Source organism: Roseateles amylovorans, from assembly GCF_025398155.2.
GTDB classification, from domain to species: Bacteria; Pseudomonadota; Gammaproteobacteria; order Burkholderiales; family Burkholderiaceae_C; genus Roseateles; species Roseateles amylovorans.
Map to the genome: position 1 here is coordinate 1,728,650 of NZ_CP104562.2, position 13,790 is coordinate 1,742,439.

The 13,790-nt window shown below is 63.8% G+C and carries 6 protein-coding genes and 1 rRNA gene; 5 read left to right on the forward strand and 2 right to left on the reverse strand.

Going from position 1 to position 13,790, the window contains the following annotated elements; genetic code table 11:
- Positions 1 to 138 precede the first annotated feature (138 nt).
- Positions 139 to 2,895: a preprotein translocase subunit SecA gene (secA, locus tag N4261_RS07510; RefSeq protein ID WP_261759566.1), complete on the forward strand. Its 2,757-nt coding sequence runs from the start codon at positions 139 to 141 to the stop codon at positions 2,893 to 2,895.
- 176 nt (positions 2,896 to 3,071) lie between these two features.
- On the forward strand, positions 3,072 to 4,301 hold the full coding sequence (gene argJ, locus N4261_RS07515) for a bifunctional glutamate N-acetyltransferase/amino-acid acetyltransferase ArgJ (protein WP_261759567.1): 1,230 nt from the start codon (positions 3,072 to 3,074) through the stop codon (positions 4,299 to 4,301).
- 38 nt (positions 4,302 to 4,339) lie between these two features.
- On the opposite strand, the gene N4261_RS07520 is transcribed toward argJ, so the two are convergent.
- Positions 4,340 to 5,755, reverse strand: coding sequence for a hypothetical protein (locus N4261_RS07520; RefSeq protein WP_261759568.1), 1,416 nt, complete (start codon positions 5,753 to 5,755; stop codon positions 4,340 to 4,342).
- A 131-nt stretch (positions 5,756 to 5,886) separates the two neighbouring features.
- Between N4261_RS07520 and N4261_RS07525 the strand changes: the two genes are divergently transcribed.
- Positions 5,887 to 6,846 (forward strand): response regulator, encoded by a 960-nt coding sequence (locus N4261_RS07525; RefSeq protein WP_261759569.1) that lies wholly within the window; start codon positions 5,887 to 5,889, stop codon positions 6,844 to 6,846.
- Between the two features lie 137 nt (positions 6,847 to 6,983).
- On the opposite strand, the gene N4261_RS07530 is transcribed toward N4261_RS07525, so the two are convergent.
- Positions 6,984 to 10,214, reverse strand: a complete 3,231-nt coding sequence (locus N4261_RS07530; RefSeq protein ID WP_261759570.1) for a hypothetical protein — start codon at positions 10,212 to 10,214, stop codon at positions 6,984 to 6,986.
- 123 nt (positions 10,215 to 10,337) lie between these two features.
- Between N4261_RS07530 and N4261_RS07535 the strand changes: the two genes are divergently transcribed.
- Positions 10,338 to 11,597 carry a class I SAM-dependent methyltransferase gene (locus tag N4261_RS07535; RefSeq protein ID WP_261759571.1) on the forward strand — a complete coding sequence of 420 codons (1,260 nt, stop codon included), beginning with the start codon at positions 10,338 to 10,340 and terminating at the stop codon, positions 11,595 to 11,597.
- 604 nt (positions 11,598 to 12,201) lie between these two features.
- A 16S ribosomal RNA gene (locus tag N4261_RS07540) occupies positions 12,202 to 13,730 on the forward strand.
- Positions 13,731 to 13,790: the final 60 nt, after the last annotated feature.

Genomic DNA, 13,790 nt, shown 5'->3' on the forward strand with positions numbered 1-13,790 from the left:
GCGCGCCGCCCGTCGGCGCCAGGACGGTCGCCGCCCCGGTCTGCATGCTCCATGCAGGCCAAGGGCGGTTCCGGCACGGGCCTGCCCGGACACGATCCAGGCAGTTCCGAGCCTCATGCAAAGAACTCCACCAGCTTCATGTTGCCCAAGCTTTTGACCCAGATTTTTGGCAGTCGCAATGAGCGCCTGCTCAAGACTTACCGCAAGGTCGTCCAGCAGATCAACGCGCTGGAGCCGCAGTTCGAGGGCCTGAGCGACGAGCAATTGCGCGGCAAGACCGAAGAATTCAAGCAACGGATCGCCGCTGGCGAGACCGTCGACCAGATCCTGCCGGAAGCCTTTGCCATCTGCCGGGAAGGCAGCAAGCGCATCCTGAAGATGCGTCACTTCGACGTGCAGTTGATCGGCGGCATGGTCCTCAACGCCGGCAAGATCGCGGAAATGCGCACCGGTGAAGGCAAGACGTTGATGGCGACGCTGCCGGTCTACCTGAATGCGCTGACCGGCAAGGGCGTGCACGTGGTGACGGTGAACGACTACCTCGCCCGCCGCGATGCGGAATGGATGGGTCGCCTCTACACCTTCCTCGGTCTGACGGTCGGCATCAACCTGCCGCACGCGCCGCGCGAGCAGAAGCAGGCCGCCTACGCGGCCGACGTCACCTACGGCACCAACAACGAATACGGCTTCGACCTGTTGCGCGACAACATGGTCTATGAAGTGCGGGACCGCGTGCAGCGCGGCCTGGCCTACGCCATCGTCGACGAGGTGGACTCGATCCTGATCGATGAGGCCCGCACCCCGCTGATCATCTCCGGCCAGGCCGAGGATCACACCTCGCTCTACCAGGCCATCAATGTCGTGGCCCCGAAGCTGAAGCGCCAGATCGGCGAACTGGACCCCCGCACCGGCGAGGGCGTGATCGATCCGGGCGACTTCACCGTCGACGAGAAATCCCATCAGATCTATCTGACCGAAGACGGTCATGAGAATGCCGAACGGCTGCTCAGTCAGGCCGGCCTGCTGGCAGAAGGCGCCAGCCTGTATGACGCCGCCAACATCACGCTGATGCATCACCTGTATGCCTCGCTGCGGGCGCATCACGTCTACAAGCGCGATCAGCAGTACGTCGTGCAGAACGACGAGGTCATCATCGTCGACGAGTTCACCGGACGTCTCATGACCGGTCGCCGTTGGAGCGACGGCCTGCACCAGGCGGTCGAAGCCAAGGAAGGCGTGCAGATCCAGGCGGAAAACCAGACGCTCGCCTCGGTGACCTTCCAGAACTATTTCCGCATGTACGGCAAGCTGGCCGGCATGACCGGCACGGCCGATACCGAAGCCTACGAATTCCAGGAAATCTACGGTCTGGAAACCGTGGTCATTCCGCCCAACCGTCCCACGGTGCGCCGCGACGAACTGGACCTGGTCTACAAGACTTCCGATGAAAAGTACAAGGCGGTCACCGAAGACATCCGTGCCTGCCATGAGCGCGGCCAGCCGGTGCTGGTGGGCACGACCTCGATCGAAAACTCGGAACAGGTGTCGACGCTGCTGACCAAGGCGGGCCTGGAGCACCAGGTCCTGAACGCCAAGCAGCACGCCCGCGAGGCCGACATCATTGCCCAGGCCGGACGCCCCGGTGTGATCACCATCGCCACCAACATGGCGGGCCGCGGCACGGACATCGTGCTGGGCGGCAGCATCGAAAAGGAAGTGCAGGCGATCGAGACCGACGACTCGCTGCCCGACGCCGAGAAGCACGCCCGCGTGGCGGCACTCAAGGCGGCTTGGCAGCCGGTCCATGAACAGGTCAAGGCCGCAGGTGGCCTGCGGGTGATCTCCACCGAGCGCCACGAAAGCCGCCGCATCGACAACCAGCTCCGGGGTCGTTCCGGTCGTCAGGGTGACCCGGGCTCGTCGCGCTTCTACCTGTCGCTGGACGATCAACTGATGCGCATCTTCGCCGGCGATCGCGTCCGCGCGATCATGGACCGCCTGAAGATGCCCGAGGGCGAGGCGATCGAAGCCGGCATCGTGACTCGGTCGATCGAAAGCGCACAGCGCAAGGTGGAAGCGCGCAACTTCGACATCCGCAAGCAACTGCTGGAGTACGACGATGTGTCGAACGACCAGCGCAAGGTCATCTATCAGCAGCGCAACGAGATCCTCGAAGCCTCCGAGCTGCTGGAGCAGATCAGCCATCTGCGTCGCGGCACGCTGACCGATGTGGTGCGCGGCTTCGTGCCCGAGGAAAGCCTGGAAGAGCAGTGGGATCTGCCCGCTCTGGAGCGCGTGCTCAAGGACGAGTGGCAACTGGTCGTTCCGCTGGCCGATCTGCTCAAGAAGAGCGAATCGCTGACCGACGAAGACATCCTCGACCAGGTGCTGAAGGCGGGCGATACCGCTTTCCAGGAAAAGCTGGAGCGGGTCGGTCTGGAGCAGTTCACCCCGTTCATGCGCATGGTGCTGCTGCAGAGCATCGACCAGCATTGGCGTGAGCATCTGGCGGCGCTGGACTATCTTCGCCAGGGCATTCATCTGCGCGGCTACGCGCAGAAGAACCCGAAGCAGGAATACAAGCGCGAAGCGTTCGAGCTGTTCTCGCAGCTGCTGGACTCGGTCAAGCTGGAAGTCACCCGCGTGCTGCTGAATGTGCGCATCCAGTCGCAAGAGGAGGCCAGCGCGGCCGCCGAGGCGATCGAGCAACGCGCCGAGAACGTGAGCAACGTGACCTACACCCATCCAAACGAGGATGGCTCGGTGTCGCAGGATGTGGCCTCCGCAGACGGCACGCCAGCGGCGCCCGCCGAGTGGGGCCATGTGGGGCGTAACGACCCCTGCCCGTGCGGCAGCGGCAAGAAGTTCAAGCAGTGCCACGGCAAGCTGGCTTGATCGACTGAACCCAGCCGGATCGGCGAGCGCAAGGGTGGGCACGCCACCCCACTCGTTCCGGATCAGCAAGCATCGCCATGACGGCGTCCCCAGGGACGCCGTTGTGGTTTCTGACGCTCCTACAATCCGCGGCATCCGGCCCTTCGTGGCCGCACCCTACCTATCGATACCCTGCCATGCCCGTCAATCTGACTGCTCCTGATCCCCAAACCCTGCTGCCCGTGCCTGGCGTGCGGCTGGGCGTCACGATGGCCGGCGTGCGCAAGGCCAATCGTCGCGACCTCAGTGTGATCGCCATTGATGAGGGCGCCAGCGTGGCCGGCGTGTTCACCCGCAATCGTTTCTGCGCCGCCCCGGTGCAGATCTGCCGAGAGCATCTGGCCGCGGGCGCGCAGATCCGCGCCATCGTCATCAACACCGGCAATGCCAATGCCGGCACCGGCGCGGATGGCCTGGGCCGCGCCCGCCAGACCTGCGAGGCGTTGGCCGCGCTGATGAAGATCCAGCCGGCGCAGGTGCTGCCGTTCTCCACCGGCGTGATCATGGAAACCCTGCCGGTGGACCGCATCGTGGCCGGACTGCCTGCGGCACTCGACGCGCTGAAGGCGGACAACTGGGCCGAGGCGGCAGCCGGCATCATGACCACCGACACCTTGCCCAAGGCCTGTTCGCGCCAGGTCACGATCGGCGGCAAGACGGTGACAATTTCCGGCATCTCCAAGGGCGCCGGCATGATCCGTCCCAACATGGCGACGATGCTGGGCTTTGTGGCGACCGATGCGGCGATCGCGCCGGAACTGCTCCAACCGCTGGTGACCGAGGCCGCCGATCTGTCGTTCAACCGCATCACCATTGATGGCGATACCTCCACCAACGATTCCTTCGTGCTGATCGCGACCCATCAGGCGGGTCATGCCCAAATCACCTCGCTCAGCAGTGAAGAAGGTCGGGCGCTGCGTGACGCCGTGGTCGCGGTGTCCCAGCAATTGGCGCAGGCCATCGTGCGCGATGGTGAAGGCGCGACCAAGTTCATCTCGGTGGTGGTGCAAGGCGGCAAGGATGAGGCTGAATGCCGCCAGGCCGCCTATGCGATTGCCCACTCCCCGTTGGTCAAGACGGCCTTCTTCGCCAGCGACCCCAACCTGGGGCGCATCCTGGCGGCGGTGGGTTATGCCGGCATCGATGACCTGGACCAGGGGCTGATCGAGCTGCATCTGGACGATGTCCACGTCGTGACCCAGGGCGGCCGTCATCCGTCCTACAAGGAAGAGGATGGCCAGCGGGTGATGAAGCAGAGTGAGATCACCGTGCGCGTGGGCCTGAACCGCGGCACGGCCGAGACCACGGTCTGGACCTGCGACCTCAGCCACGACTATGTGAGCATCAACGCCGACTACCGCTCCTGAAGCGGTGCCTGCAGCGGGCGGCGGTCAGGGCGGCGCGGTCAGAAATCGACTGCGCGAGCCCGCATGCCGCGCGCGAGCAGCGTGGCATTGATCAGCTGTGCTTCTTCACGGCTGGCGAAGGGCCAGACGGCGGCGCGCCAGCCTTCCTTGGTCTGGAAGACCTCGCCGTTGGGCACGGCGGAGCCGCGCAGGGTCTGACTGATCAGCTCCTTCATCTTCGCCAACTGGGCCTCGGCTTCCGGACGTGTCTTCTGCGGCAGGCTGACCAGTGCGACCAGCTTGCCGCCGGGCGCGGCTCGCTTCATCAATTGGCCCAGACCGGCATCGTCCACATTCAGGCGCTGCTCGGCCTCGGTGGCACTGCCGGCCGTTGATGTCGGGGCGGATGCGGACGGCGACGACTTGCCCGGGGGCTGTGGTGGCTCCTTGGCCGCCTGCTCCTGTAGCCGCGTGCGCTCCGCGCTGGATTGAAGGCTGGGGCGGATGGATCGGATGCCCGGTGCGGAGGCGGCCTCCGGTGACGAAGCGGCTGCACTGCTTGTCACCGGCGGGGCTGATGCGGCGGGTGAGGATGCCGCCGTGATGCCTGTCAGCGGCGTCGATGCGGCCGAGGCTTCCAGTTCCGGCGCGCTGGCACTTGCTTCCGAGGCGGCGACCGGCGTCGTGGCCGAGGCGGCCGGACCTGGGGCGGAAGCGGGTGAGGCGGCCGCTAGCGGTGTCGAGGCGCTGGCGGACGCGGCGGAGGCGGCCGTGTCGGCAGCGTGCGCGGCATCGTCCTTGGCATGGGACGCAGGCCAGAGCGCCCAGATCAACAGCACCAGCAACAACAGCGCAAAGCCGCCGGCCAGGGCCAGGCGGATCGGATCCAGCGCGCGCTTGCCGACGACCTTGTCGCGCCGTCCGATCAGGACGCGGGTGCGCGCCGGGCCGGCATCGATCGCTGCACTCAGCAGTATCAATTCCATCGGCCAGGCACCGCTTTGGGTCGTGGCGCCCGATTCCAGTTCACTGTTCGCGATATCGACGCGCCGCATCGGGAGATCGTCGGGCGCACTGGTGAAGCCATGGTTCAGGGCCAGCGCGGCAACCTGGTCCGGTGTCAGACCAGGGATGAAGGCTTCATTCCAGACGCGGCGTGGTCCGCTGACGGCGCCTTTTCGCTGCCATGGAAAGCGTCGCTTGGCGGGCGGCGGCGGGATGTCGGCGGTGCCACCCTCCAGGCTGGGCTCTTTGGGGAGCGGCTGCGCCATGAAGGGCAGGGCCACCGCGCCCACGGTGTGCACATCGGCAATGCCGATGCGGCGGGCCAGCGGGTGGCGGTTGTGCCAGTTGACCAGCGTCCAGGCCACCACATCCGGTGTGGGGCCCTCCCAGGGCGTGGCTGGCGCAGCGGGCGTCGCGGTTGCGGTCGGCGCGGGCGTGGGCTCTGGGGACGGGCTGGAGGTTTCATCCATGGCGCGGCCATTGTCTGTCAGGGGCTGCGCCGCCCAAACGCACACAACCGGTCGGATTGCCCCGGAATTCAAGCTTTTCGGGTTTCGCGTCCGGCTTGTGAAGCGGGCATGGGATTTGTATGGTGGTCTTCATGTCCGCCTTGCAGTACGTCGACCCCGCTCTCTCTTCCACGCCCGCGCGCCTGCTGGTGGTGCAGGCCTTGTCCGTTCAGCCGCTGGCGGATGCGCTGGAGGAAAGCGGCTATGAACTGATGCGGGCGGGCGATCCCATCGCCGCGATGGACGGGCTGGCCGCGTTGCCCCAATTGGTGCTGATGGACATGGAGCTGCCCGACCTGCCGGGTGATGCGCCACTGGAGCTGCTTCATCGTCTGGCATCGAGCGGCATACCGGTGCTGACGCTCAGTCGCCGGCAGGATGTGCAGCGCCTGAGTGCGCTGGTGGCCGCCGGCGCCACCGAGTGCCTGGTCAAACCGGTGCGGATGAGCGAACTGCTGGCGCGCATCGAACGCCTGATTCAGCCGCGGGTCGCTCGCGGTCCAGCCGAGCCCACACGCCCGGTCGCCAGCATGACGGTGCGGGAGCGCGACGGCCACTGCAGTTGGCAGTCGCCGCAAGCCCGCGCGCTGATGGCCGATTATTTTCCGCCACCCTGGTCGGAACATGCCCGCTTGCCGCCCGAAGTGATGGCGTGGCTGCATCGGGAGGCGCTTCGTCGACGCGCAGGCGCCGCGCCATCCTTGTTGACCGTGGCGCCGCGGTCTGATGCCCAGCGTCAGCGGCTGAGCTTCAGCTTGATGGCCGCGGATGGGGCGGTGATCGGCGAAGGCCATTGGCTGCTGGTGCTGCATCAGGCGGACGAGGCCGATGCCATTGCGCGGCTCGCTCATGGCCTGGCATTGCCTCAGCCCGATGCCGAGCTGCTGTTCCTGCTGCAGGGCAAGACGGACACCTCACGCGTGGCGGCCGCATTGGGGCTGGGCGAACTGGCGTTTCAGCGCCGAGTGGAAGGGCTTTGCCATCGGTTGGGATCCGCCAATCTGGATCAGGCGCTTGCGCAGGCCAGGCAAGTCCTGCGAGCGGACCATTGAAGGGTGGCAGGCAGCACGTCGAACGCGGGGCGCGGGCATTCAGCAACGAACGACGCACGACGCGCTGCGTGATGCGACAGGCAGGAGACAGGCAGGAGGCAGGCAGGAGACAGGCAGAACCCATGGCGCAGCGGCCCTCAGGCCGCGTCTGACGGCAGCGGTTCGCCAAGGATCTCGGTCGTTTCGGCCTCCGTCAGCTCGCCCGCCTGGGCCGCGGCCGTCAAGACAGCGCAGAGTTGGCGTCGGCTGTCATCGTCACTCCCGGCCTCCTTCCCCCAGGCGGCGCCGGGACGTCCGTCGCCGGTCTCCGCCTTCAGCAACTGCACCCATTCTTGGTGAGTGAGATCGCCGCGGCGATGCGCGGTCTGGACCTGCCCCAGCCAGATCTGGAAGGTGTCCCCTCGCCCGGCCTGCATGGCGGCGAATGCGGCGGTGCTGCTGTCCGAGGTTCTGCGACCCTGAAGCAGCGAGAAGGTGGCGCTGCGCGGAAGCTGGTTGGCCGCAACAGCGTCCGAAATCAGCCGGAGGTAGAGCAGCAGCGTTTCGGCGGTTCCTGAGGCCATCGCGTGGAGGAGCGCTGGTGTGCCATCCCGATCCACCGCGCGCACCAGCTCCGCGAGTTGGTGCGCTGTCACAAGCGACTGGCTGGCCGCTCGGCGCAAGGCGTCCGAGAGGATCCGTGTCAGCTCTAGATGACCGGTCGCCAGCGCCCGCGACAGCCCCGGGGTCTGCGCCACGTCGCGCAGCGCCAAGTGTTGGTGCAGTTGCTTGGCCTCCATTCGGCCCTGCGCGCGCCGGTCCAACGCCTGGCTCAGCAGTTCCCGAATGGCACCGGCATGGCCGAGCGCACTCCTGCTTGTCCAGGCCGGGTGAGCCGCCGAAGGTGCCGAGAGATCCCACCAGCTCGCTCGCCGCTCAGCGATGAGTTTCAGTCGCTTCGAGACATCCGCCTGCCAACGAGGAAAAATCTCGTTCGCCCTCGCGCCGCCAGCCCGTTGCAGCGACTGCAGCAGTGGCGGGATGTCGCCGGGCGCTTGGCCGCTCGCTTGACGCAGATCGTCTTCCGTCAGGGCCCCATGATCCTCACAGCTCGCCATCAGGCATTGCAGATAAGTGTTCAAGGTGGTCGCGATCTGGCCGTGCGGCACCGAGGTGATGATGCGGTCAGCCTCCGTGCCGTCCGGCATCAGGATGTGTTTCATGGCGGCGCCATCGAGCCGTGCCTCGCGATGCATCTGCCAAGCCCAGTCGAACAGCAGCTCGACCTTGGCCGCTCGCGCCTGCAGCGATAACAGGCTGACCAGCGGGATGCAGTCTGAACCTCGGAGGTCTCGCGCGTGCAGCAGCCCTGCGACCTCGAAACCATCCAGATGCAGCTCGGCGGACAGGCGCCGGATCAATTGCAGTTCGGCGACCAATGCCTCATTGCCGAATGAACACACGGTGGACGACAGCGCATCCGGCAGCTTGCCGTCGGCCCGCAGGATGGGAACGGTGAGGATGGACAGCGGGCCCTCGCGCATGGCCTTCAGCGGCGCCAGCACTTGGGCCAGGGCGTCGTCGTCCAAGCGTCGGACGCTGCCGATCGGGTGCCGATCGCTGAACGCCCGCACCGCGCGCCTGCTGGCCAGCAGGGCTTGAGGCCCCTCCAGCTTCTGTTCAATCCGGTCCAGCAGGTTGGATTCGGCAATCTTCTTCAGGGCACTGGTGTCTTGCGCGACCTGCCTCCCGGCGCCGGCGCGGCCTGCAGCCATCCGTGCCTGATCGCGACGCGTCTGTGCGCGGACTTCGTTGCCCCACACGTCGTCAAAACGGTCGCGCTTCCAACGACGCAACAGCTCGATCAATGGGGCGGTGGGGCGTCGGGCCATCACCTCCACAAACACCTCATTCAGCACACCTTCTGGGGTCTGGGCATGGATCTGCCGACGGATCCACTGGACCAGCTCATCATCGCGGAGCCGACCCATCAGACCATGGATGGTGCTGGTGCTGGGGAAGGCGCGCGCCAGTCGGAGCGTGTCGTCGTTGGATGAAGCGGAGGTGGCCATCATGCTCAGACGGTCCCAGAGTTCCTCGGTCAGGGGGCGAGTCGCTGGCGACGACGTCCATGGCATGCGCTCGCGAAGCTTCCAGGCCTCTTCCAGGGTGAGCAGACGCTCGAGAGGGGGCTCCTGGACGGTTCGCACGCAGGGGAGGCAGTCATCCACGAGGACCAACTCCACCTCGCCGCTGTCCGTCTTCCAGCGGTGCCAGGAGGTTTCGGATGCGGGCGGCGCGATGTGGCCGCTGGCCATGTTGCGGCGGATGTCGATCGCCAGCAGGCCCGGGTGGCGAATCAGGTCGACGGGCATGAGATCGTCGTCCATCAAGACGACGCTCTGCATGCGAAGCGATCCAAAGCGCGCGCTCAGCTTCCCGAGCGCCTGTTCCACCAACGGCCAGTGGGTGACGTCATGGCGCAGTGACAGCGGTGTCCCGTTGAGCCGTTCTTCCAATGATTGCGTCAAGTCGGCCAGACACTCCTGTGCCAGCGCGTGGGCGACGGTGGCGGGGGTCAGGCTCCGCGCCAGGCGGGCGCCGCAGCGCTGGGCGAGTTGTGTTTGGTCCGGGATGGGGTGCGCGAAGGGGTCGACGGTGTCGGGCACCCCGCCGAACGGCAAGCCGAGTGCCCTGCCGAATGCATCGACCACGTGGGGCGAGCTCAGCTGATTGAGCGTGAGCTCGGTCTCTGTGCGAAGAAAGGCCTGGACTTGGCTGAAGGCCATCAGGTCAAAGGCCCGGCGCACCTCTCCACCCAGCTCACTGCACCAGCTGCTGAGCATCAGCGCCGCTCTCCATAGTTCGTGTCTCAAGCGCTCCTGGCAATGGTAGAAGCCCTCCGCCATGGCTTCGATGGCCAGGCGTCGGGTATCCATCGGGACACGAGCATCGTGAAGGTGGCGCGCGATGCTCTCCAGATGAAGCTTCACATCCGGTCGATAGTCCTTGGCTTCCGTCTGTGCGGCGCCGGTATGGACGTCCACGACCGGGGAGCGCGGGGGGCCAAGGCGGGTGGTCGCCCTTTTCAGCAATTGAAGAGCGTCCTGCCACTCGTTGTCTTCGGCGACCTTCAGAATGTCGTCAATTGCTTGCTGCCACTCCTCACGGGCCTTCAGGAAGGAGGGGCTGCGGCAGAACTCGGTCAGCGACGCCTGGTCGGCCTCGATATCTGCGAGCGGCGAGGGCGCGTAGCTACGCGTGGACAAGACGTCCTGGCGGGCCGCTCCGGGCTCGGCGGCGGATCTGGCGACGGCCGTCGCCGGCACCATCGATCGATAGAAGTCGGCGCAGAAGCCGTAGGTGGGGGCGTTGGGTAAAGGCAGCATAGGCGCTGGGTGGGACGGTGGCATGGAACGGTTTGGCAGCGCTCGTGCGTCATCCCAGCGCGTCGCTTGCGCACCTTCCCATGGCTTTGGCGGGACAATCACCCCCTTGATACCGGATCCGCCATGTTCAGCCCGCTTCTCGATTCCTCCGATACCCGCCCGACGCTCGATGAGCGTCAACGCTTCATGCGTCTGCTGCGCACTGCGCTGACTGAGCGGCGCTTCGATCGTCTGTTGCTGGGCAAATACCAAGGCGACGATGAGACGGTCGAGCGCGTCATCGTGCGCGACATTGAGCTCAAGGGCGCCCCGGCGCTGAGCTTCCTGTGGCGACACCGGACCAAGGACGTCACCAAGAATCATGCGGTCGACGAGGGACTGGCCGAGATCGAGCGCCTGATTGGCAGCGACTTCGAACACGCCCATCTGGATACATTTCAGGAAGAGGTTCAGCTTCGCTTCAGTCGCAAGGGCAAAGCCCTGCTTCAGGTGGGCAAGCGCAAGGTGCCTGTCGAGGTGCCTTCCATTGACAGCACCCGTCATGACCGCAGCAAGTCGCGAGCCCTCACCTTGAACAGCCCCTTTTGGCGCGAGCTTGGCGTGACCCATGAGGTGCAGGGTCAGGCCCAACTTGTTCCAGCGATGGCGCGCAAGTGGAAACAGATCAACAAGTTCATCGAGATCTTCGGTGCTGCCGTGCGCCATGCTGGGCTTGCCGAATCGGCATCACCCATCCGTCTGGCCGATTTCGGTTCCGGCAAGGGCTACCTGACCTTTGCAATGCACGACTACCTCGGGTCGCTCGGACTCCAGCCCGATGTGCAGGGCGTGGAGTTGAGGCCTGACATGGTGGCTGTCGGCAACGCGACAGTCGCTCGCCATCGCCTGCAGGGCCTGCGCTTCGAGCAAGGCGATGTCCGTGAGCGTGGCGACGCGGCCCTCGATGTCATGGTGGCGCTGCATGCCTGTGACATCGCGACCGACTACGCCATGCACTTCGGCCTGCGCAGCGGCGCACGCATCATCATGTGTGCGCCTTGCTGTCACAAGGAGGTGAGGCCGCAGATTCAGACTCCGGCGGCATTGCGACCTCTGCTGCAGCACGGCGTGCACCTGGGTCAGGAAGCCGAGATGGTGACTGACTCCGTGCGCGCCTTGCTGTTGGAGATGATGGGTTATGAGACCCAGGTGATCGAGTTCATCGCTCTGGAGCACACCAGCAAGAACAAGATGGTGCTGGCGGTACGTCGACAAAAGGAGCTGTCGGCGTCCCGGCGCACTGAACTGGCTCGGCAGTTGGACGAGATCAAGCGGTTTTATGGTCTCCGCAGTCAGACCCTCGAACAATTGCTGCGTCTGGAGGGGCGACTTCCGACGTTGTAGCGTGCGCTGTTCAGACCCGTAGCATGGACTGAGTGCTGAGATTTGTAAGGCGGCGCTGCCGATGGCCTTGAAAATCAATTACTTAGCGGAGTGTCGTGCGTCAATCGCGCGTTTCTGCATCACCTCACTGCTCCCTCTTGCAACGCGAAGTTTTGCTGTGCTACAGTCGCGCTCTTCGCTGAACGACAGACGTTGTTTCAGCAGCTGCCGGAGGAACTGCTGGCGGTAGTCAAATGAATAAGCCAGATGGCTCGACAGATATTCGGAAACGAGTTTGTCAGCGAGTTGGCGCCCAGTTAATCTGATTCGATTCACTGGTTTCATTTGGCGGCGAGATTCTCGCAGTCGACGATAAAAATAATTCGCTGACTGCTTGACGGATTCGAAAAGAATCGTTCATAATCTCGCTTCTGCGCTGCTGACAAGTTGGCGGCGCGAAACAAGACGACGCGAGTTGTCTTGATGTTCTTTAAGAATTTGCAGCCGATAAGCGTGGGCGTCTGGGCCGAGCGACCTGAGAAGGTTAAATCGAAAAGACGCTCACGGAAAGAGAATGAAGCTATGTAAATAGTCTTTGTTCAATTCCGTTGAGTAAATCAAGATCGAACTGTAGAGTTTGATCCTGGCTCAGATTGAACGCTGGCGGCATGCCTTACACATGCAAGTCGAACGGTAACGCGGGGCAACCTGGCGACGAGTGGCGAACGGGTGAGTAATGTATCGGAACGTGCCCAGTTGTGGGGGATAACTGCTCGAAAGAGCAGCTAATACCGCATACGACCTGAGGGTGAAAGCGGGGGATCGCAAGACCTCGCGCAATTGGAGCGGCCGATATCAGATTAGGTAGTTGGTGGGGTAAAGGCCTACCAAGCCGACGATCTGTAGCTGGTCTGAGAGGACGACCAGCCACACTGGGACTGAGACACGGCCCAGACTCCTACGGGAGGCAGCAGTGGGGAATTTTGGACAATGGGGGCAACCCTGATCCAGCCATGCCGCGTGCGGGAAGAAGGCCTTCGGGTTGTAAACCGCTTTTGTCAGGGAAGAAATCCTTTGGGTTAATACCTCGGAGGGATGACGGTACCTGAAGAATAAGCACCGGCTAACTACGTGCCAGCAGCCGCGGTAATACGTAGGGTGCAAGCGTTAATCGGAATTACTGGGCGTAAAGCGTGCGCAGGCGGTTATGCAAGACAGATGTGAAATCCCCGGGCTCAACCTGGGAACTGCATTTGTGACTGCATGGCTAGAGTACGGCAGAGGGGGATGGAATTCCGCGTGTAGCAGTGAAATGCGTAGATATGCGGAGGAACACCGATGGCGAAGGCAATCCCCTGGGCCTGTACTGACGCTCATGCACGAAAGCGTGGGGAGCAAACAGGATTAGATACCCTGGTAGTCCACGCCCTAAACGATGTCAACTGGTTGTTGGGAGGGTTTCTTCTCAGTAACGTAGCTAACGCGTGAAGTTGACCGCCTGGGGAGTACGGCCGCAAGGTTGAAACTCAAAGGAATTGACGGGGACCCGCACAAGCGGTGGATGATGTGGTTTAATTCGATGCAACGCGAAAAACCTTACCTACCCTTGACATGTCAGAGATCCCAGAGAGATTTGGGAGTGCTCGAAAGAGAATCTGAACACAGGTGCTGCATGGCCGTCGTCAGCTCGTGTCGTGAGATGTTGGGTTAAGTCCCGCAACGAGCGCAACCCTTGTCATTAGTTGCTACGAAAGGGCACTCTAATGAGACTGCCGGTGACAAACCGGAGGAAGGTGGGGATGACGTCAGGTCATCATGGCCCTTATGGGTAGGGCTACACACGTCATACAATGGCCGGGACAGAGGGCTGCCAACCCGCGAGGGGGAGCTAATCCCAGAAACCCGGTCGTAGTCCGGATCGCAGTCTGCAACTCGACTGCGTGAAGTCGGAATCGCTAGTAATCGCGGATCAGCTTGCCGCGGTGAATACGTTCCCGGGTCTTGTACACACCGCCCGTCACACCATGGGAGCGGGTTCTGCCAGAAGTAGTTAGCCTAACCGCAAGGAGGGCGATTACCACGGCAGGGTTCGTGACTGGGGTGAAGTCGTAACAAGGTAGCCGTATCGGAAGGTGCGGCTGGATCACCTCCTTTCTAGAGAATGACAAAGCCAATGATCAACTTCGGTTGAGCGTTGAGCGGCGTCCACATAGC

Bases quoted from the DNA above. Each gene is read 5' to 3' on its own strand.
- secA (WP_261759566.1), top strand. From the start codon at position 139: ATGTTGCCCAAGCTTTTGACCCAGATTTTTGGCAGTCGCAATGAGCGC.
- N4261_RS07530 (WP_261759570.1), bottom strand. From the start codon at position 10,214: ATGCTGCCTTTACCCAACGCCCCCACCTACGGCTTCTGCGCCGACTTC.
- argJ (WP_261759567.1), top strand. From the start codon at position 3,072: ATGCCCGTCAATCTGACTGCTCCTGATCCCCAAACCCTGCTGCCCGTG.
- N4261_RS07520 (WP_261759568.1), bottom strand. From the start codon at position 5,755: ATGGATGAAACCTCCAGCCCGTCCCCAGAGCCCACGCCCGCGCCGACC.
- N4261_RS07525 (WP_261759569.1), top strand. From the start codon at position 5,887: ATGTCCGCCTTGCAGTACGTCGACCCCGCTCTCTCTTCCACGCCCGCG.
- N4261_RS07535 (WP_261759571.1), top strand. From the start codon at position 10,338: ATGTTCAGCCCGCTTCTCGATTCCTCCGATACCCGCCCGACGCTCGAT.